Raw genomic sequence first — 20322 nt, forward strand, 5'->3', positions numbered from 1 at the left:
ATTGTAAGATATAGAAGGGAAGTTCAAAAAATGGGAATGTATATTGTATACTTTATCATCATTATGCTGTTACCTTTATATGCGCAAATGAAAGTAAAAGGCACATATAAAAAGTTCGCTCAAGTTCCAGCTGAAAAAGGAATGACAGGTGCACAAGTAGCACGTTACATTTTAGATCAGCATGGCTTAACAGATGTTCGAGTTGTACCGACTCAAGGGTATTTAGCAGACCACTACAACCCAGCAACGAAAACAGTAGCCTTATCTGAAGATAACTATTACAATTCGTCAATTGCTGGAACGGCAGTAGCTGCGCACGAAGTTGGACATGCGATTCAGCATGCAGAGGCGTATTCGTTTTTAACATTACGCGCTAAATTAGTGCCGGTTGCGAATATTTCATCAAACATGTCATGGATTTTCGTTATGATTGGTATTTTTGCATCGTCTACAGGTTTTTTAGCACTAGGCATCGTTTTACTTCTTGCAGGGGTACTCTTCCAAGTTGTAACATTACCAGTAGAGTTTGATGCGTCAAAGCGTGCAATGAATGAAGTAGTAGCATTAGGGATTATTAATAACAATGAAGAGCGCTCTGCACGTAAAGTGTTAAATGCAGCAGCAATGACATATGTAGCAGCAGCAGCAGTTGCCATTATGGAGTTACTACGTTTAATTTTAATCTACACAGGCATGAATAACGAAGATTAATTATAAGGGAGTTAGGCGAAAAAACGCCTAACTTCTTTTTTATTGGATAGGGAGTATTGGTTTTCAATGAAATCGACAACTATAAAGACATAATTTGGAGTGAAATAAGTAATCAATAGTAATATGTCTAAAATGCTAGTTGCCAATCGTTTATAAAAAAATGATATATTAATTTGTCCGTAGATTGAATGAACATACTTTAAGTCTGTTCAAATGAAAAAACTGCGTGAAATGAGCAGTTTCACGCAGTTTTGAGCGATTTTTATTTACTTATAGTACCTAATAAAGAGCGATTAATTTATTTAAGCAAAAACGGCTTTAATTTGTTCGATAGCCCAGTCTAAATCTTCATTTGAAATAATAAGTGGTGGTGCAAAGCGGATTACTGTATCATGCGTCTCTTTACATAGTAATTGACGGTCCGCTAACTTTTCGCAGTAAGGGCGTGCAGCTTCTGTTAGCTCTACACCGATAAATAATCCTCGACCACGTACTTCTTTAATAACAGGGTTGTCAATTTTCTTTAATTCATTTTGGAAGTATTCACCTAATTCTAGAGAGCGCTTCGTTAATTGCTCTTCTTCAATCACTTCAAGCGCGGCAATAGATACAGCACATGCAAGTGGGTTACCACCGAATGTAGAGCCGTGTGAGCCTGGATTAAATACGCCTAAAATATCTTTATTGGCAATAACAGCTGAGATTGGGAATACACCGCCCCCTAAAGCTTTCCCTAAAATTAAAATATCTGGTGTAATGTCTTCCCATTCATATGCGAATAACTTACCTGTCCGTGAAAGACCTGTTTGAATTTCATCTGCAATGAATAGGACATTGTTTTCTTTACAAAGTTCAGCCGCAGCTTTAATGAAGCCCGCTGGTGGTAAGTTAATGCCTGCTTCCCCTTGAATTGGCTCGATAATAAACGCTGCTGTATTTGGTGTAATGGCAGCTTTTAATGCGTTAATATCACCGTATGGAATTAGCTCAAAGCCTGGTAGCATTGGACCAAAACCACGCTTGTATTCCGCTTCAGATGATAATGAAACAGCACCCATTGTACGACCGTGGAAGTTGCCGTTGCAGCCAATAATGACAGCTTGGTCAGCGGGAATGCCCTTTACCTCATAGCCCCAGCGACGTGCAGTTTTAATGGCAGTTTCTACCGCCTCGGCACCAGTGTTCATCGGTAATACCATATCTTTGCCTGTTAGCTTGCAAAGTTTTTCATACCAAACCCCAAGTTTATCGCTATGGAATGCGCGTGATGTTAATGTTACTAAATCTGCTTGATCCTTTAATGCTTGAATAATTTTTGGATGACGGTGACCTTGGTTTAATGCAGAATACGCTGATAGCATATCTAAATAACGATTTCCCTCTGGGTCTGTTACCCAAGCTCCTTCCGCTTTTTCAATTACGATTGGAAGTGGATGATAGTTATTTGCACCGAATTTTTGTGTTTTTTCAATTAATTGTGTTGTTTTTGTCATGTTGAACTCCTCCTTTAAAATGTTTCTGAAATTGATTTTGCTTGCACATGTAATAATAAATAATCTGGTGATCCAGCTTTTGAATCTGTGCCAGACATATTGAAGCCGCCAAATGGTTGATAGCCAACAATTGCCGCTGTACAGCCACGGTTAATATATAGGTTTCCGACATGGAATTCACGTTTAGCACGTTCGATATTCGCGGCATTTTGTGAAATAACAGCCCCTGTTAAGCCGTAATCTGTGTTGTTTGCAATTTGTAATAAGTGATCGAAATCTTTTGCTTTAGAGAAAGCAAGCACTGGTCCGAAAATTTCCTCTTTCATTAAACGAGCATTTTCATCAATATCTGCAAAAATAGTTGGCTCTACAAAATAGCCTGTTGAATCATCAACTTGACCACCTGTCATGAGACGACCCTCTGTTTTTCCGATTTCGATATAGCCTTTAATTTTTTCAAATGATTGTTCACTAATAACAGGACCCATAAACGTATTTTCTTCAGTTGGGTTGCCAACAATTAGTTGCTCTGTTAGCTCAACAACACGTTCTAATACAGCATCATAAACAGCTTCATGTACAACCGCACGTGAGCAAGCTGAGCATTTTTGGCCAGAATAGCCAAATGCCGATTTTGTGATGGACTGTGCAGCAAGTTCAATATCTGCTTCTTTGTCTACGATAATTGTATCTTTCCCGCCCATCTCAGCAATTACACGTTTTAACCAAATTTGACCTTCATGTACTTTTGCTGCGCGTTCATAAATGCGACAACCAACAGCGCGTGAACCTGTGAATGAAATAAAGCGTGTTTTTGGATGATCGACTAAATAGTCCCCAATTTCAGCACCGCTACCCGGTAAGTAGTTAACGATTCCATCCGGAAGACCAGCTTCTTTTAACACTTCCATAAATTTTGCTGCAATCACAGGTGCTGTTTCAGCAGGTTTTAAGACAACTGTATTTCCTGTCACAACTGCCGCTACAACTGTTCCCGCCATAATTGCCAGTGAAAAGTTAAATGGTGGAATAACAATGCCTACACCAAGTGGTAAGTAGGTAAATTCATTATGCTCCCAGGCATTATGGTTGAGTGGACGACCTTGAGAAAGCTCTAGTATTTGACGACCATAGTATTCTAAAAAATCGATACATTCAGCTGTTTCACCATCTGCCTCCGCCCATGGTTTTCCTACCTCTTTTACTAACCAAGCATTGAATTCGTGTTTACGACGACGTACAATCGCAGCTGCGCGGAATAAAATCCCTGCACGTAAGCTAGCAGATGTGTTTTTCCATGTTTCGAAATGTGTTAATGATGATTGAATGGCTTGCTCTGCGATTTCTTTTGTTGCGTAATGGACTCTTCCGATAATTTCAGCTTTATTAGCAGGGTTAATTGAATGAACGATGTGCGAACTTTCGATAAACTTGCCATCAATAATGATTGGGTATGTTTTGCCAAGCTCGCTTTCAACTTTATTAATCGAGGAAATAATTTCCGCTGTTGCAGCCGGATCCGTTTTAAAAGTTGATAGTGGCTCGTGTTTGTATGATACAGGCATTTATAAATCACTCCTTAATTAATGTAGGTGAAAAATATAGCCTAGGGCAAAACCAAACGCAATGGATTGCACGGTATGGCATATGTTTTCTGTTTTCAAAATAAATGCTTCACTTATTAATAAGCAAGAACGATGCCAATTGAAAATGGTGTGAAACACACGGTTTTCCGTACTAAAGCAAAATAATTTGGCGCAAAATAATTAAAAATTTCGTAATTGTGCCAAAATTTTGTGATAAGATGTGGGGGGGTGAGTGATGTGGCAGAAAATAATTTACAAAAGATGAATTTAATTTATCAAGAAATTATCGAACAGCTAGATGTTGGAATTCATGCTGTAGATGAAGCTGGAAATACATTAATTTATAATCGGAAAATGTGCGAAATGGAGTCAATGAAGAAGGAAGATGTTCTCGGAAAAAATATTCAGGATGTCTTTAAATTTCAGGAAAATCAAGAAAGCACATTGCTCCACTCGTTGCAAAGTAAAAAAGAAATTTTAAATGTCAAGCAAACCTATTTTAATAATCGTGGTATCGAGATTACAACGATTAATAAAACATTACCGATACAAGCGAATCGTCAAATGGTAGCAGCAGTTGAAATTGCAACGGATGTCACAAAGATGGAAAAGCTAATGCGTGCTAAAAAACAAACGAATGATGAAACCCTGTCATTTAATCAAATAATAGGGAAAAGTGAGCCGCTAATGGAAGTAATTGAGCTAGCCAAACGCGCAACTCGTACGAATTCAAATGTACTCATAGTTGGTGAGACAGGTACAGGGAAAGAATTATTTGCGCAAAGTATACATCATGAGAGTGACCGCGCAACAAAACCCTTTGTCTCGCAAAACTGTGCAGCACTACCGGATAGCTTAATTGAAAGTATTCTTTTTGGAACGGCACGCGGTGCTTTTACAGGTGCTCTTGATAGTCCGGGCTTATTTGAGCAGGCGCAAGGGGGGACCTTATTACTTGATGAACTGAATTCGTTAAATATTACGCTACAGGCCAAGCTACTTCGTGTGATTCAAGAAAAAAAGGTACGAAGACTAGGAGCTACAAAAGAAATAGATATTGATGTTCGTATCATTGCCACGATGAACGAGGATCCAGTAGATGCTATTGCTTCAGGGAAATTACGTAAAGATTTATATTTCCGCCTAGCCGTAATTACGGTAATGGTACCAGCATTACGTGAACGAATAGATGACTTACCTGTTTTAATGGACTATTTCATCAGTCAATATAATCAATTATTTTCGATGAATGTGGATGGGGTGTCTGAGGAGGTATTTGCATTATTTGCTACTCATAACTGGCCAGGAAATATACGAGAGCTTGAGCATGCAATTGAAGCGGCTATGAATTTAATGCATCATGAGCGTGAAATTATGTATGAGCATTTGCCTTACCATTACCGAAAGGGCGATAAAGGTCAACATAAATTGAGCCCATTGAAAAAAAACTATAGTGGTCAATTACTCGATCAGCTAGCTCAATTTGAGCAACAAGTGATTGAGGATACACTAAGGCAAAATGATAATCACATAACAAATTCAGCACAGCAGCTTGGATTAAGTCGTCAAAGCTTGCAATATCGAATGAAGCGCTTACAAATTCGTGGAGGAGAATAGTATGGAGTATTCGATGCATCAGCAGCAAGCTTTGCAATTGAAGTTAGCGATTACACCTTCGCTTCGACAATCGCTTGATATATTATCGTACACAGTATCAGATTTGATTACACATATTCAACAGCAAGCAGAAGCAAATCCACTGATGGACGTGTCGACTGCTCGTTTAGAATCGTATTGTGTAGAAATGGCGAAAATGCACAATGATACAAATAGTACACAATCCGATTTGTATGAGAAGGCGACAACGCTTCAAACAATGGAGCGTTTTTTATTAGAGCAAGTTGCAGGGGTCAAAACATGTACAGCTACCGAACGAGAGGTATTAATATTCTTTATCCGCAATTTAAATGATTCAGGTTATTTAATGTGTGATATAGAAGATGCAGCGGTGCAATTTGCGCTTACTTTAGAAGAAGTACTAGATGTTTTGAAAATTCTACAAAGCTTTGAGCCAGCTGGAATAGCTGCGAGGTCATTGGCGGAATGTTTGGCGTTACAGCTGCGTGAAGAAAAACAAGTACCGGCCTATACGGAAGAAATTATTTTACAGCATTTAGACGAGCTAGCATCGCGTAAATTTACAGAGCTTGCGACTATTTTTTCCTGTAGTGAAACCGAAATCGAACAGGTTTTACAGTTTATTCAAACGTTAAATCCGCGTCCAGTTTTTGAGGTGCAAACAGAGCAACCACAATATATTTTTCCTGATATCGTATTAGAAATTGTAGATGGTGTAGGTGTGCTACAAGTAAATGACAATTTTTTGCCTGAAATTTCAATTAGTTCAGCTTATGATGAGCTAATGAAGGAAAACGAAGAAGTAGCTCAATTTATGAAAGGGAAAATTTCTGAAATCTTACTCTTAAAAAAGGGAATTGAACAAAGGCATCTTACTTTGTATAAAGTGACTCAAGAAATTATGAGTGCGCAACCACATTTTCTACGGGAAGGGAAAAAGGGATTGCAGCCACTCCGTTTGAAAGAAATTGCTGAAAAAACAGGTTTTCATGAATCAACCATTAGTCGAACGATTAATAAAAAATACATCCAAACGCCTCATGGTATGTTTTTATTAAAGCAATTTTTCATTCGTGGATTATTAAATGAGCAAGGAATTAATCAAGATATTCAATTCATTCAATTGCAAATAAAAAAGACAATTGATGAGGAGGATAAAGTCAATCCGTATTCCGATCAGCGAATAGTTCAGCTTTTAGCTGATGAAGGGATTTTTATTGCGAGAAGAACGGTTGCAAAATATCGTGAGCATTTATGCATTCCGCCCTCTTCCAAAAGACGTATTTCCGATATGAAAGGATGAAGCAGCTTGTTTTCACCGATTCGAGAATTTGGGCAGCTATCAGATTACGATAATGTACTAGTTGTGAACTGTTGGCTTTGCTTGGGTAGTTCCTGCTTTTTTAGGGATGATTCTCGGCTACTTTAATCGAAAAAAATCAAAAGAGGCACAACTACCAGAATCGATAATGGAATAATGCAAAAGCTGGTTTTTAATAATCATCAACAATGATTTTGGAATTTTATTAAAAAAGTCGATTCATACTAAAAATAGTAGTATGAATCGACTTTTTCAGTGCTCTCTTTTAATGAATCGGTTGTTTTTTGTCATCTAATGTAAAGCCTTCACCTGAAACATCTCGTACATCCATAATGGTTACAAAAGCGTGAGGGTCAATGCCGTAAATAATATTTTTTAAACGTACAAGCTCATTTCGTGCAACGACACAATACAATACATCTCGGTGCTCTTTTGTAAAGTGACCATGACCATCGAATATTGTTACTCCTCGTTCCATCTGTTTAGAAATTAAATCGGCAATTTCATTTGATTTTGGAGAAATGATGAATGTCCCTTTTGCTGAATTGGCTCCTTCTTGAACGAAATCAATTACGCGCCCCCCTACATAAACAGCAACTAATGTATACATCATCGAGCGGGCATCCAAAAATGTTGCCCATGATAAAATAATAACGACAAAATCAAAGCCAAACATCGTTTTACCAATGCTCCAACCTAAATATTTATTTGCTAGGCGGGCGACGATATCAACTCCACCCGTTGTCCCACCGAAGCGGAATACAATCCCTAAACCAACCCCAACGAATACACCTGCAAATAAGGAAACGAGGAATAAATCCTCTTGTAGGTTCATTTTGAATTCATACACGTGGAATATTTTTAAGAAAACAGAAACACCAAATGTGCCGATAAGCGTGTAAATGAACGTTTTCTTCCCAAGTAAGCGCCAGCCAATAATAAACATCGGTATATTTAATAACAAATTCAGTAATGCTGGGTCCCAATTTAGTGTAAAATATAAAATAAGTGTAATGCCACTAAAACCGCCCTCACCAAGTTGGTTTTGCATATTAAAATGCACAAAACCAAAGCTAAAGATGGCAGTTCCAATGAGGATACCGATGATGTTTTTAATTTTGATGCCCTGCATTGTCATCCTCCTAAGATACGATTAAAATTTTGTTTAGAAAGCTGAAAAAGTTACATCGTTTGTCCCGTAAATTGGGCAGGAAAGTAATGGAAATGTGTGAAATGAAACAAGACAATGTAACAAGTAAGTGATTACCCGAAAAAACCGATTGGATGAAGATTCACCTTATTATGTTAGATTTTTGTACTTTTGACAACAACCATTGCATAATAAGGAAGGGTATTTATTTTGAGTGAATAGGAAAGTATTAATTTTTCATTGAAATCCAAATTAGAAAAAACAGCATTTCGCATAGAATATGTCTTTTTTAATTATTCATCATATTATTAATAATCATGTATAGGAAAAGGGAGTTTTTGTAATGTCAATTAAAGTAGCAATTGCTGGTGCGCGTGGAAAAATGGGAACCGAGGCCGTACATACTGTAATGAAGCATGAGGCAATGGAGTTAGTAGCGGTACTAGATTATAAAGAAATAGGAACAACATTAGCTGAGTTGGAACAATTCCCGACAACTTATGAAGTCCCAGTTTATACAGATTTTGCACGATTAGTAGCTGAAACGAAGCCGGATGTTTTCGTAGATTTAACAAACCCACATTTTGTGTATGAACGTACGAAGGAAGCATTATTACATAATATACGACCAGTAGTTGGAACGACAGGCTTTACCGACGAACAATTACAAGAGTTGCAAGATTTAGCGAAAGATAAGAAAATTGGTTGTATCATTGCACCGAACTTCGCAATTGGTGCGATATTAATGATGAAATTTGCAAAAGAGGCTTCTAAATACTTCCCAGATGTTGAAATTATCGAAATGCATCATGATCAAAAGTTAGATGCTCCGTCAGGAACAGGCATTAAAACAGCGCAAATGATTAGTGAAGTGCGCAATGCAAAACAACAAGGTCATCCAGATGAACAAGAAACACATACTGGTGCGCGTGGTGCTGAATACGAAGGGATGCGCATTCATTCAGTGCGTCTGCCCGGTTTAGTAGCGCATCAACAAGTATTATTTGGAGGAACAGGTGAATTATTAACGATTCGTCATGACTCATATAATCGTGGTAGCTTTATGGGGGGCATCGCGTTTTGTGTAGAAGAAGTGATGAAACGTGAATCGCTAATTTACGGGCTAGAGAATATTATTTAGAAACGAGATGACATATATGAAGATTGCATTAATTGCACATGATCGTAAAAAAGATAATTTAATTCAATTTGCAATTGCTTACCAAGCGATTTTAGCAGAGCATGACTTATATGCAACAGGTACCACAGGAACAATGATTGAAGCTGAAACAGGTTTACCGATTACCAAATTTCGCTCTGGCCCTCTTGGCGGAGATCAACAAATTGGCGCAATGATTGCTAATAATGATATGGATATGGTATTTTTCTTCCGCGATCCATTAACGGCACAACCTCATGAGCCGGACGTTATGGCATTAGTGCGATTATGTGACCTGTATCATATTCCTTTAGCGACAAATATGGGGACAGCTGAAATCCTATTAAAAGGATTAAAAGAAGGCTTTGTCGATTGGCGCACTTTAGGAGAACGTAGACAATAAAGAATCAATGACGCTTACTTTTATTTCATTCAGATTTATTTTGAAGTATAAGAAATTATAAATTTTTTCAAATTAGCGCTTTTCTTATAAAAACTCGAAGTTCCTAATAAAATTTGCAACAAATACCAGAGGCGTTACTTCTAACATGAGAAGGATACGTACTTTTGAAGGGTTGGTGAGACGAATGAAAAAATTAAAAATTGGTATTACATGTTACCCAACTGTAGGGGGCTCTGGTGTAATTGCAACAGAGCTAGGGAAAATGTTAGCAGAGCGTGGTCATGAAATTCATTTCATCACATCGAGCGTACCATTTCGATTAAACAAAATTTATCCAAACGTCTTTTTCCACGAAGTTGAAGTGAATAATTATTCGGTATTTCAATATCCACCATACGATATTGCACTTGCAAGTAAGATGGCGGACGTGATTAAAGAAGAACATTTAGATATTTTACATGTGCATTATGCGATACCACATGCAGTGTGTGCGGTTTTAGCACGTGATATGAGCGGACGAGACTTCGGTATTGTTACAACGCTTCATGGTACAGATATTTCAGTCCTTGGCGAAGATTCAACATTAGCACAGGCCATTAAATACGGTATTGATCGTTCTGATGCTGTAACGGCTGTTTCAGAAGCTTTAAAACAACAAACCTATGATTTAATTGACACAAATGCTCCTATTGACACAATTTATAACTTTGTTGATGAACAAGTCTTTAAACCAGGAGATCCAGGGAATTTAAAGCAGCAGTTTGGCATAGAGGACGATGAAAAAGTCATTATCCACGTTTCAAACTTCCGCAAAATTAAAAATTTACCTGATATCATCGAATCTTTTATGAAAATTCGAACTCGAATGCCAGCGAAACTATTACTTGTAGGCGATGGTCCTGAAAAACATCGTGTCATGGAACAAGTAAAAGCTTCGGCATATAAAAAAGATGTACTGTTTTTAGGGAAACAAGAAAATATAACAGAGCTTTATACGATTAGTGATTTAAAGTTACTCTTATCTGAAAAAGAATCTTTTGGACTTGTATTACTAGAAGCAATGGCTTGCGGTGTGCCAGGAATTGGTACGGCAATTGGTGGTATACCTGAAGTTATTGAGCATGGTGTCAATGGTTACATTGTAGAGCTAGGGGATACTCAGGCAGTAGCGGATTATGCAGTGCAACTGTTACAAGATGAACAACAGCATTCTGCATTCCGTCAAGCTGCACTTCATGCTGTATCCGAACATTTCCATCAGCACAAAATCATTAAGCAATACGAAGATCTATATGAAAGAGTGGTCGCAAAGAAAAATGATTCCGAAACAATGGCAAATCGCAATTGACGTAATTAATCAGATTGAACACGCCGGTTTTGAAGCATTTATCGTTGGTGGCGCGGTACGAGATTATTATTTGACGAAAGAAAATAATGACATTGATATTGCAACAAGCGCGTTACCACAAGAAATACAGGCAATTTTTCCACATACAATTGATGTTGGGATCGAGCATGGAACAGTGCTTGTATTACATCAAAACGAGCCAATTGAAGTGACGACGTATCGTACAGAATCAACTTACACCGACCATCGTAGACCGGATGCAGTGCATTTTGTCCGAAATTTAGCCGAGGATTTGAAGCGTCGGGATTTTACGATGAATGCAATGGCGCTAAGTCAATCAGGTGATTTTATTGATCTTTTCGATGGTTGCAAGCATATTGACGAGCAGTTAATTTGCGCAGTTGGGAATGCTGAGGAACGGTTTAAGGAAGATGCGTTACGCATGCTTCGAGCCGTTCGTTTTGCAGCGCAATTAAATTTTAAGATTGACGATCAGACATTTGCAGCGATTCAAAAACAGGCAGCATCGATTGAGTTAATCGCGATGGAGCGTATTCAAGTCGAATTATCAAAAATCTTTACATCACAATTTCCAACGCAAGGGATCCATTATATGCAAGAATCTAATCTTGCTAAGCATTTAAATGGTGAATTTGACTCTAAGGCTTGGCAATATTTCCAGTCAGAGAATCGCCAGGTCGGCTGGACGTATTTTTGTTTAGTGAATAACGAATTAGCGCTATTAACACAATACCGATGCTCGAATAAGGATAAACAGTTTGCTAAGCAGGTACTTGAAGCATATGATTGTCTTTTAAAAGGCATCGAAAAAATTGAGTTATTGTATTTTGATGTAGATATTTTGCGCACAGCGTATCAATTTACACAGTGGCAACAGCAAACTATTAATGTTTCATGGGAGCAATTACAACAACAAAAATTAACATTGCCAATTCAGTCTGCGAAAGAGCTAGCAATTACTGGGCAAGATGTGATGGCTTGGTCGCATAAAAAACGCGGTCCATGGATTAAGGAAATGTTAGACACTTCATTACGAGCCGTAGTAAATGGTGACGTAGTAAACGACAAACAAAAGTTAAAGGAATGGTTTCATGCAACTAACGTTGAAGGATGAAATTTTGCAGCGATTTTTACAGGCAAATGGTGAGCCGATATCAGGTCAGCAACTGGCTGATGAATTTCAAGTATCACGGACAGCCATTTGGAAGCATATGCAAAGTTTGCAGCAGGAAGGCTACACATTTGAAACAATAAAAAAGCGTGGCTATCAGTTAGTGGCAGTGCCGGATAAAGTGGATTTCGGTCAGTTAAAGCAGCTTTTAACGACGGAACGCTATGGTCAACAGGTGCATTATTTTGATAGCGTCGAATCTACGCAGTTTGTTGCACATGACCTAGTACGTCAAGGAGCGCCAGACGGGACACTTGTCATTGCAGAGCATCAATCTGCTGGCCGTGGTCGAATGATGCGTGAATGGGAGTCGTCTCAGGGAAAGGGTATCTGGATGACGATTATTATTCGACCAGAAATCGCACCGCATCAAGCACCGCAATTTACGCTTGTAACAGCTGTTGCAATTGTGAATGCCATGAAGACGATGTTTAAAAACTTCACACCACAAATAAAATGGCCCAATGATATTTTAGTAAATGGTAAAAAAACGACAGGTATTTTAACTGAAATGATTGCTGAAGAAAATCGTATACAAGCACTTTTAATCGGAATTGGGATTAACGTTAATCAGCAGCTTGAGGATTTTCCAGAAGAATTGCACGACATCGCGACTTCTTTAGCTATTGAAGGAAAAGAATCAATAGATCGTGTACATTTAGTTGCACAGGTACTCAATTATTTAGAGCAATATAGTGATCAGTATGTGAAAAATGGCTTTACGTTAATCAAAAAGCTATGGGAAGAATCTTCTTGTACTATTGGAAGCCAAGTGCGTGCGACAACGTTACGTGAAGTTGTAGAAGGTGAAGCAATCGCCATTACCGATTCAGGTGTACTTGAGATTCGTCAGGCTAATGGTGTCGTAAAGGGTGTTTATTCAGCTGATATTGAATTAATTTAACTTGCTTCAGCAGTTTCTTTTTGTACTATAAGCAAAGTGATAGGTAAAGAAGTTCTCTACTATGTCTTTTATTCACGGGGATTCAAATCCCGGCTGAATCAATTTATTGCCGCCGGCGGATTTCACAGATTTATTTCAAGTCAGCTCGAAATACATCTGGACAAAAGTTAGCGAAGTGTAATTTATTCCTCTGTACGTTTTCTTCTAAAATTGATATAGTGGTTCTAGGACAGTATCTAGTTAGCTAGAACTGTACCTAGCAAAGTAATTATTATACTACTATAAAAAATCTGCCTTGATCCATAGTGACAGGGACGGAAGAAAACACGCGTTAAATAACTTGTTTAGTAGGCAACTACTATTCTAAAAAAATCATTTTGTTGCAATTGCTGCAACATTTGTTTTTTGACGCATGAAAAAAACCTAATTGTTTAATTTACGCAATAGGGCTCTTCTGTCTAATTTAAGATGGGAGAGCTTTTTTGTTTTCTTCCTCAAAATGAAGGAGGACAAAATGAAAACGACAGCTCAGTTTTTAACGATGAAGCAGCAGCGAGAAAAAATCGTCATGGTGACGGCTTATGATTATCCAGGAGCAAGATTTGCTGAAGATGCTGGAGTGGATATGATTTTAGTGGGCGATTCTTTGGGGATGGTTGTCCTTGGTTATGAATCGACGATGCGCGTGACGGTGGATGACATGATTCATCATAGTAAAGCAGTTCGTCGCGGCGCACCACAGACGTTTATCGTTGTAGATATGCCATTTGGGTCGTATCACGGAGATGTAAATGACACATTGAAAACGGCGGTGCGTATGATGCAAGAAACTAATGCAAACGCAGTAAAAGTGGAAGGTGCAGGCGATATTGTACCAGTTATTAAAAAATTAACGGATGCAGGTATTCCGGTAGTTGCGCATTTAGGATTATTGCCACAATCAGCAGGAGTGCTAGGTGGTTATAAAGTACAGGGGAAAACAGCTGAACAAGCAGAACAGTTAATTCAAGACGCCTTAGAAGTTGAGCAAGCAGGGGCATGTGCGATTGTCTTAGAATGCATACCACATCAATTAACTGCGGTAGTATCCGAAAAGTTAACGATTCCTACAGTTGGTATTGGTGCAGGGCCAGAAGCAGACGGTCAAGTGCTTGTATTCCATGATTTATTGCAATTTGGCAAACATCATATGCCAAAATTTGTGCACAGCTTTGCTCAGGTTGGCGATGAAATTGAACGCGGTATTAAAGGCTATACGGATGCAGTGAAGGCTGGTACATTCCCAACATTAGCACATAGCTTTACAATGAAAGAAGAAGAGTTAAATGAGCTGTATGGAGGCGTAAAGTAATGAATGTAGTTACAACAATTGCACAATTACGAGAAATTGTTCTTCATGCAAAAAAACAACAGCAAACAATCGGATTAGTCCCGACAATGGGCTATTTACATGAGGGACATTTAACATTAGCAACGAATGCTAGACAAGAAAATGACTTAGTGGTTATGAGCATTTTCGTCAATCCAACTCAATTTGGTCCGAATGAAGATTTTGAGTTGTATCCACGTGATTTAGCGCGTGATACGAAGTTAGCAGAATCAGTTGGTGTTGATATTATTTTCGCGCCTTCAGTTGAAGAAATGTACCCTCAAGATGGTGGCATACGAATTCGAGCTGGTCGTCAAGCTGAATTACTATGTGGTGCCAGTCGTCCAGGACATTTTGATGGTGTGCTTCAAGTCGTTGCTAAACTATTTAATTTAGTTCATCCAGATCGGGCATATTTTGGTCAAAAGGATGCGCAGCAAGTGGCGATTATTCAAACAATGGTACGTGATTATAATTTTCCAATTGGATTGAGAATTGTACCCATTGTACGAGAAGAAGATGGCTTAGCAAAATCAAGTCGTAATGTCTATTTAACGCCGATAGACCGCTCGCAAGCACCTGCTATTCAACAAGCACTACAGCTTGCAAAACGTGAATTGCAAGAAACACATGAAGTTGAAAATGCGCTCGCATTAGCAACAAAGCTAATTGAATATAATACGGACGGCAAAATTGATTATTTATCAATTTTAGCTTATCCAGATTTAACAGAAGTGACTGCGGAAACGGAGCAAATCCTGTTAGCCGTTGCTGTGTATATTGGAAAAACACGTTTAATAGATAATGAAATCTTTTCGTTAAAAGGGGCAATCGCACATGTTTAGAATGATGATGAATAGTAAAATTCACCGCGCACAAGTGACGCAGGCAGATTTAAATTATGTTGGCTCAATTACAATCGACCAAGATATTTTAGATGCGGTAGGGATGTTAGCAAATGAAAAGGTGCATATTGTGAATAATAATAATGGTGCACGTTTTGAAACGTATATTATTGCAGGTGAGCGTGGATCTGGTGTGATTTGTGTAAACGGCGCAGCAGCTCGCCTTGTACAAAAGGGTGATGTTGTCATTATTATTTCGTACGTTTATGTAGACAACAAAGAAGTAGATAACCATAAGCCAACTGTTGCGATTATGGGCGAAAACAACACAATTAAAGAAATGATTAGTTACGAGCCAGAAGCAACAGTAATGTAAGAAAAAAAGGGTCTCCTTTTTGGACAGTGCTCGGCTCGTATATTAATAATCCGCTGTAGGCGGTGCTTCTGCAGTGGTCAGAATGAGGAACGAATGCTAAAAGCGTCACGTCCTGTGACAACGCATTCATGACCAACATCGTATTGGCCTCCATCCTCGGCGCAAAGGGAATGTCCCAGAATTACTTCTGGGACATTCCTTTTTTGTTACAAAAAAAGGTTGTGTTGTTTCATTTTGTAATAATTATATTATACACCTGTAATATCTTTGAAATATTTAATGTGTAAACTAATGGTAGTTGATAAATAACAAATATTTTAAATGTAACAGGAGGAAATGGCTATAATGTTTAAGCATAAATTAATTTTAAGCCTGTCTCTAGTCTTGTTCAGTTCAATTTTATTTGTAAATACTACTAATGCAGCCACATATACAGTAAAAGCCGGAGATAAAATAGAAGAAATTGCAAAGCGTTATGATACTACTGTCCAAGAATTATTAGAATTAAATCGATTACAAAATGCAAATGATATCGTAGAGCACTTAGTATTAATATTACCTGAGGAAAAACCAAAAGAAACGCCAAAAGAGCAGCCGAAAAAGTCAGTAGAAAAGATAGAAACAATAGATGATTATGAGGTTGTTAAAACTTTAACAGTAGAGGCAAGTGCCTTTACGGCAAGTTGTAATGGCTGTTCTGGAAAAACAGCATATGGTATTGATTTACACAAAAACCCTGATATTAAACTAATTGCGGTTGACCCAGATATGATTCCACTTGGAACAAAAGTATGGGTGAAGGGGTACGGGATTGCCATAGCTGGAGATACGGGTGGTTCAATTAAAGGCGGGAAAATTGATGTCTTTATGAAAACAAAAAAAGAAGCGTATAGCTGGGGACGTAAAAAAGTAGAAATCAAAATTCTAAAATAATTAAAAGCGCAAAAACCATTTAGATAACGGGTTTTTGCGTTTTTTCTTTTATTTATAAATAATGTAAGTGATAATAAAATAGATATTTATGTATGAAAGGAAGAGTTTTATGGAAATTATTTTAGCAGTGGGTGCAGTTTTAGGTGCGTTAACAGTAGCAATCGGTGCATTTGCCGCGCATGCGTTAAAAGGCAAATTTGCGGAGGAACGCTATGAGCAAACATTTGAAACAGGTGTACGTTATCAGATGTACCATAGCCTAGCAATCCTAAGTGTTGGATTAGTGATGCGTGTAGTAGGGGAATTACAAATTTTAGAAGTAGCGGCCTATTTAATGTTGGCTGGTATTGTACTGTTTTCGGGTAGTCTATATGTACTTTCAGTTACTGGAATTCGAAAGCTCGGTGCCATTACGCCAATTGGTGGGGTCTGCTTTATTGCTGGATGGATTTGTGTTGCTGTAGGTGTTCTGTAGCTAATGTTGTTCCAAATAGTCTACTTTGTTTTAGTTTATACATATGTAAAGATTCACATGAAATCTACTTTACACATGTAAAAAATTCAAGTTCGGTTGCATTCCAAATATTGTGGTGTTAATGTGAAAAATGAGGTGGAAAAAATGGAAAACTTTGATTTGGCTGTAATTGGTGCTGGTCCAGGTGGTTATGTAGCAGCAATTCATGCAGCAAAAAGTGGTTTGAGGGTCGCGCTAGTAGAACGCGATAAAGTAGGGGGTGCTTGTTATAACGTAGGGTGCATCCCATCTAAAATTATGCTAGAACATAGTAAATTAGTGCAAGAAATTCGACGTGGTACAGATTGGGGCGTTACGGTACCGACAATTAATATTGATTTTTCAAAGTTAATGAAGCGAAAAGATAAAGTGGTCGAAGAGTTGTTAACGAATATTGAAACATTTATTGAAAACGCACAAATTACAATGTATCGAGGGGAAGCAGCGGTCACAGCTGAGCGTAAAGTCATTGTAGGGAATGAATCATTTTCAGCCGACAAAGTGATTTTAGCCACAGGTAGTACACCGTTTGTACCCCCATTTAAAGGGATTGAAACAGCAAATTACCATACTACGGATACGTTCTTTAGTATTCAAGAGCTACCAAAGCAATTAACGATTATCGGTGGTGGGGTAATTGCAATTGAGATGGCCTTTGCTTTAGCACCAATGGGAACAAAGGTGACAGTATTAAATCATAGTCAAGATATTTTACAAACGGAAGAGCCAGATGCACGCCCAATTATCAAAGAGAAAATGAAACAATTAGGCATCGAACTCATTACAGAATTCACATTTGAGGAGATTCACGCAGATTATATTCAAACGTCGATTGGTAATTTCCCGTTTGAGAATTTATTGTTCGTAACAGGCAGACGTCCCAATACACAAATTGCTGACGCGCTTGAAATGGATATGGATGGTCGTTTGATCAAGGTGAATAATCATTATGAAACAAGTATCCCAGGCATTTTTGCGATTGGTGATTTAGTCGGTGGTTTCCAACTTGCTCACTCTGCTAGTGCAGAAGGAATACATGCGGTAGATTTCATTTTAGGGAAGCATCCAAAGGTGATCAATCAGCAAGAAATTCCACGATGTGTGTATACGCATCCAGAAATCGCCACATTCGGAATGCTTGAACACGAAGCACCGTCTGATTCAATCGTAACAAAAATGTATTTACCAACAAACCCGAAAGCGTTACTTGAGGGCAATATACAAGGCTTTATGAAGTTTGTGGCAAGTCCTGAAGGGGATATTTATGGTGCATGTGTTGTTGGTGATGGTGCAACGGAAATGATTAACTCCATGCTAACGGCTAAAGTATTAGGGGGATCAGTCAAAGATTTGGCACGTTTAATATTCCCACATCCAACTGTAAGTGAACATGTTGGAGATGCAGCACGTTCAGTATTTGGTAAAGCGATTCACGCATAATAGATAGTTAGAGCATGTTCATAATATTTGAACATGCTTTTCTTTATAGCCAATTAGTTATTCGCTATAATGATGATACAAAAGACTATATGAGGTGCACCGATGGAACAAGAAATAATAGGAATTATTGAAAAAGAAGTGGAGCAAGCACTTTTTACTTGTATCGATTTAAAGATTGAAGAAAATTATATTGCAATGGGTCAAGAGTTTGCCAAAATACTAGCTCAGTTACAAAAGCATGATTTCATAAGCCCGACTTTAAAGGTAATTGTAGATCCCGAAAGCTGCTTAACGGAGACTCGTATTTTACTAGAAAGTTTGCAAGAAGCACAGCGTCGTCATACTTCGCGCGGTAAGCTTTTAACACATCGCCAAATATTAAATGTTTGGTTACGTAAGAATGTGCATTATCAACGTGAGATTTTGCCTGGTTCCTTTTAATAAATTTTCAGAAAATGATAGAAAATTATTGCATGTTAGATTCTATTTCGTTAAAATAAATATATTCGAATACGAGAGCAAGGCATGGTGGAGACAGTCAATCTGGCTACAGCTATGCCTTTTTTAGTGTATAAAGAAAGGAGACACCAAATGTTTATTTTTCAAATTGTTATTGTTTTATTAGCGACAAAAATAGCCGGACATTTTTCGGTTCGACTTGGTCAACCTTCTGTACTAGGGAAAATCTTAATCGGGATTATTATAGGTCCGGCAATGCTAGGTTGGATTACTGATAGCGAAGTAATACAAACGTTTAGTCAGATTGGTGTTATTTTACTGATGTTTTTAGCCGGTTTAGAAACCGATTTAGAGGATTTAAATGCAAATATGAAAGGCGCAGTATTTGTAGCAGTAGGTGGTGTAATTTTACCAATTGCATTGAGCTATCCATTAGCATTGTCATTTGGACTAACGCAAGGTCAAGCTATTTTCATTGGTTTAACTCTTGCAGCAACGTCAGTTAGTATTTCTGTTCAAACTTTAAATGAAATTGGCTGGTTAAAAAGTAGAGAGGGTTCAGTATTACTTGGTGCGGCGGTACTTGATGATATTATCGTCGTTGTACTGATTGCAATTGCGATGAGTTTCTTAGTAGGGGATGATGTATCGATCCCAACATTAATCGGTGGGAAAGTATTCTTCTTTGTCTTATTATTCGTTGTGGCAAAGTACGTAATTCCTCCATTCTTGAAGGCATTTAGCCGTTTAAAAGTAACAGAGTCTTTACTAAGTGGTGCGCTCATAGCATGTTTTGCACTTGCGTACATTGGTGAACATTATTTCGGTATTGCAGCAATTATTGGTGCGTTCTTTATGGGGATTGCTATTGGTCGTACTGAGTTTAAAGAAACAATTGAACATAAGGTAGAACCGATTGCGAGTAGTATGTTCGTACCGTTCTTCTTTGTTAGTATTGGATTATCTGTAACGTTTGATGGCATTACGGAAAATATTTGGTTCTTAGTTGTGTTTTCAATTGTAGCGATTTTATCTAAACTAATTGGTTCGGGTTTAGGTGCAAAACTAGCAGGTTTCAGCTGGAAATCATCAACTGGAATCGGTGCGGGGATGATTTCACGTGGTGAGGTTGCATTAATTTTAGCCGGTATGGGTCTATCAAGTGGGTTACTACCTGCAGAAGACTATACACCAATGGTTATCGTTATTATTGTTACAACACTTGTGACACCGCCAATGTTAAAAGGAATTTTCGGAACACGCGAGCACTATCATTCTTAAAATTTGTACTTGCTAATTGCGTACAAATCGATTATTCTATTAAACAGGTGCCAAAACCTCGGTGAAGATTTAGTCTTCACATACAAAAGCTCCACCTAAACAGCACGGACTTGCTGGGAGACTTTTGTTTGTGCAGGGAGATGAGCCCCTGCACACCTTACATATGATAACTAACCTAGTGCTTGCGTTATTGCAGTACT

General features: G+C 38.1%; 19 protein-coding genes. 16 read left to right on the plus strand and 3 right to left on the minus strand.

All coding sequences use genetic code 11. The annotated features are described in order from the left end of the window. Positions 1-30 precede the first annotated feature (30 nt). The gene (locus tag O7776_RS06190; protein WP_274309726.1) at positions 31-711 is read left to right on the plus strand and encodes a zinc metallopeptidase; all 681 of its coding nucleotides are present in this window, start codon (positions 31-33) and stop codon (positions 709-711) included. A 302-nt stretch (positions 712-1013) separates the two neighbouring features. Here the strand turns inward: O7776_RS06190 and O7776_RS06195 are convergent, their stop codons facing one another. Together O7776_RS06195 and pruA are read right to left on the minus strand one after the other, a co-directional pair. Further along, on the minus strand, positions 1014-2204 hold the full coding sequence (locus tag O7776_RS06195) for an ornithine--oxo-acid transaminase (protein ID WP_274309727.1): 1191 nt from the start codon (positions 2202-2204) through the stop codon (positions 1014-1016). A gap of 14 nt (positions 2205-2218) precedes the next feature. Continuing rightward, the gene (gene pruA, locus O7776_RS06200; protein WP_274309728.1) at positions 2219-3769 is read right to left on the minus strand and encodes an L-glutamate gamma-semialdehyde dehydrogenase; all 1551 of its coding nucleotides are present in this window, start codon (positions 3767-3769) and stop codon (positions 2219-2221) included. A gap of 282 nt (positions 3770-4051) precedes the next feature. On the opposite strand from pruA, the gene O7776_RS06205 reads away from it, so the two are divergent. Together O7776_RS06205 and rpoN are read left to right on the plus strand one after the other, a co-directional pair. Then, complete coding sequence (locus tag O7776_RS06205; RefSeq protein ID WP_274310454.1) at positions 4052-5407, plus strand: sigma-54 interaction domain-containing protein; 1356 nt, start codon at positions 4052-4054, stop codon at positions 5405-5407. Between the two features lies 1 nt (position 5408). Continuing rightward, a complete protein-coding gene (gene rpoN, locus O7776_RS06210) occupies positions 5409-6731 on the plus strand; it encodes an RNA polymerase factor sigma-54 (protein ID WP_274309729.1) in 1323 nt (440 codons plus the stop codon). A gap of 283 nt (positions 6732-7014) precedes the next feature. On the opposite strand, the gene O7776_RS06215 is transcribed toward rpoN, so the two are convergent. After that, positions 7015-7881, minus strand: a complete 867-nt coding sequence (locus tag O7776_RS06215; protein WP_274309730.1) for a YitT family protein — start codon at positions 7879-7881, stop codon at positions 7015-7017. Between the two features lie 361 nt (positions 7882-8242). Here O7776_RS06215 and dapB point away from each other — a divergent pair, with 361 nt between their 5' ends. The 13 genes from dapB to O7776_RS06280 all read left to right on the plus strand — a co-directional run bounded on the left by dapB (position 8243) and on the right by O7776_RS06280 (position 20122). Beyond that, positions 8243-9040, plus strand: a complete 798-nt coding sequence (dapB, locus tag O7776_RS06220) for a 4-hydroxy-tetrahydrodipicolinate reductase (RefSeq protein WP_274309731.1) — start codon at positions 8243-8245, stop codon at positions 9038-9040. A 16-nt stretch (positions 9041-9056) separates the two neighbouring features. Next, positions 9057-9461: a methylglyoxal synthase gene (mgsA, locus tag O7776_RS06225; protein ID WP_241368296.1), complete on the plus strand. Its 405-nt coding sequence runs from the start codon at positions 9057-9059 to the stop codon at positions 9459-9461. A 184-nt stretch (positions 9462-9645) separates the two neighbouring features. Next, entirely contained in the window at positions 9646-10809 is a 1164-nt protein-coding gene (gene bshA / locus O7776_RS06230; protein WP_274309732.1) for an N-acetyl-alpha-D-glucosaminyl L-malate synthase BshA, read from the plus strand. After that, the gene (locus tag O7776_RS06235) at positions 10778-11944 is read left to right on the plus strand and encodes a CCA tRNA nucleotidyltransferase (protein WP_274309733.1); all 1167 of its coding nucleotides are present in this window, start codon (positions 10778-10780) and stop codon (positions 11942-11944) included. The genes bshA and O7776_RS06235 overlap by 32 nt, the downstream gene beginning before the upstream one ends. Then, complete coding sequence (locus O7776_RS06240) at positions 11922-12905, plus strand: biotin--[acetyl-CoA-carboxylase] ligase (protein WP_274309734.1); 984 nt, start codon at positions 11922-11924, stop codon at positions 12903-12905. Before O7776_RS06235 ends, O7776_RS06240 begins: the two co-directional genes overlap by 23 nt. A gap of 514 nt (positions 12906-13419) precedes the next feature. Next, the gene (panB, locus tag O7776_RS06245; protein ID WP_274309735.1) at positions 13420-14256 is read left to right on the plus strand and encodes a 3-methyl-2-oxobutanoate hydroxymethyltransferase; all 837 of its coding nucleotides are present in this window, start codon (positions 13420-13422) and stop codon (positions 14254-14256) included. Then, positions 14256-15119 (plus strand): pantoate--beta-alanine ligase, encoded by an 864-nt coding sequence (panC, locus tag O7776_RS06250; protein ID WP_274309736.1) that lies wholly within the window; start codon positions 14256-14258, stop codon positions 15117-15119. The genes panB and panC overlap by 1 nt, the downstream gene beginning before the upstream one ends. Continuing rightward, positions 15112-15495: an aspartate 1-decarboxylase gene (gene panD / locus O7776_RS06255; protein WP_241368302.1), complete on the plus strand. Its 384-nt coding sequence runs from the start codon at positions 15112-15114 to the stop codon at positions 15493-15495. The genes panC and panD overlap by 8 nt, the downstream gene beginning before the upstream one ends. A 345-nt stretch (positions 15496-15840) precedes the next feature. Further along, positions 15841-16428, plus strand: coding sequence for a 3D domain-containing protein (locus O7776_RS06260; RefSeq protein WP_274309737.1), 588 nt, complete (start codon positions 15841-15843; stop codon positions 16426-16428). A 109-nt stretch (positions 16429-16537) separates the two neighbouring features. Next, positions 16538-16903, plus strand: a complete 366-nt coding sequence (locus O7776_RS06265) for a DUF423 domain-containing protein (protein WP_274309738.1) — start codon at positions 16538-16540, stop codon at positions 16901-16903. A gap of 144 nt (positions 16904-17047) precedes the next feature. After that, complete coding sequence (lpdA, locus tag O7776_RS06270; RefSeq protein WP_274309739.1) at positions 17048-18382, plus strand: dihydrolipoyl dehydrogenase; 1335 nt, start codon at positions 17048-17050, stop codon at positions 18380-18382. 102 nt (positions 18383-18484) lie between these two features. After that, entirely contained in the window at positions 18485-18823 is a 339-nt protein-coding gene (locus O7776_RS06275; RefSeq protein WP_274309740.1) for a transketolase, read from the plus strand. 150 nt (positions 18824-18973) lie between these two features. After that, the gene (locus O7776_RS06280) at positions 18974-20122 is read left to right on the plus strand and encodes a cation:proton antiporter (protein WP_274309741.1); all 1149 of its coding nucleotides are present in this window, start codon (positions 18974-18976) and stop codon (positions 20120-20122) included. Positions 20123-20322: the final 200 nt, after the last annotated feature.

The sequence above is a fragment of the Solibacillus daqui genome (genome assembly GCF_028747805.1).
GTDB lineage: Bacteria > Bacillota > Bacilli > Bacillales_A > Planococcaceae > Solibacillus > Solibacillus daqui.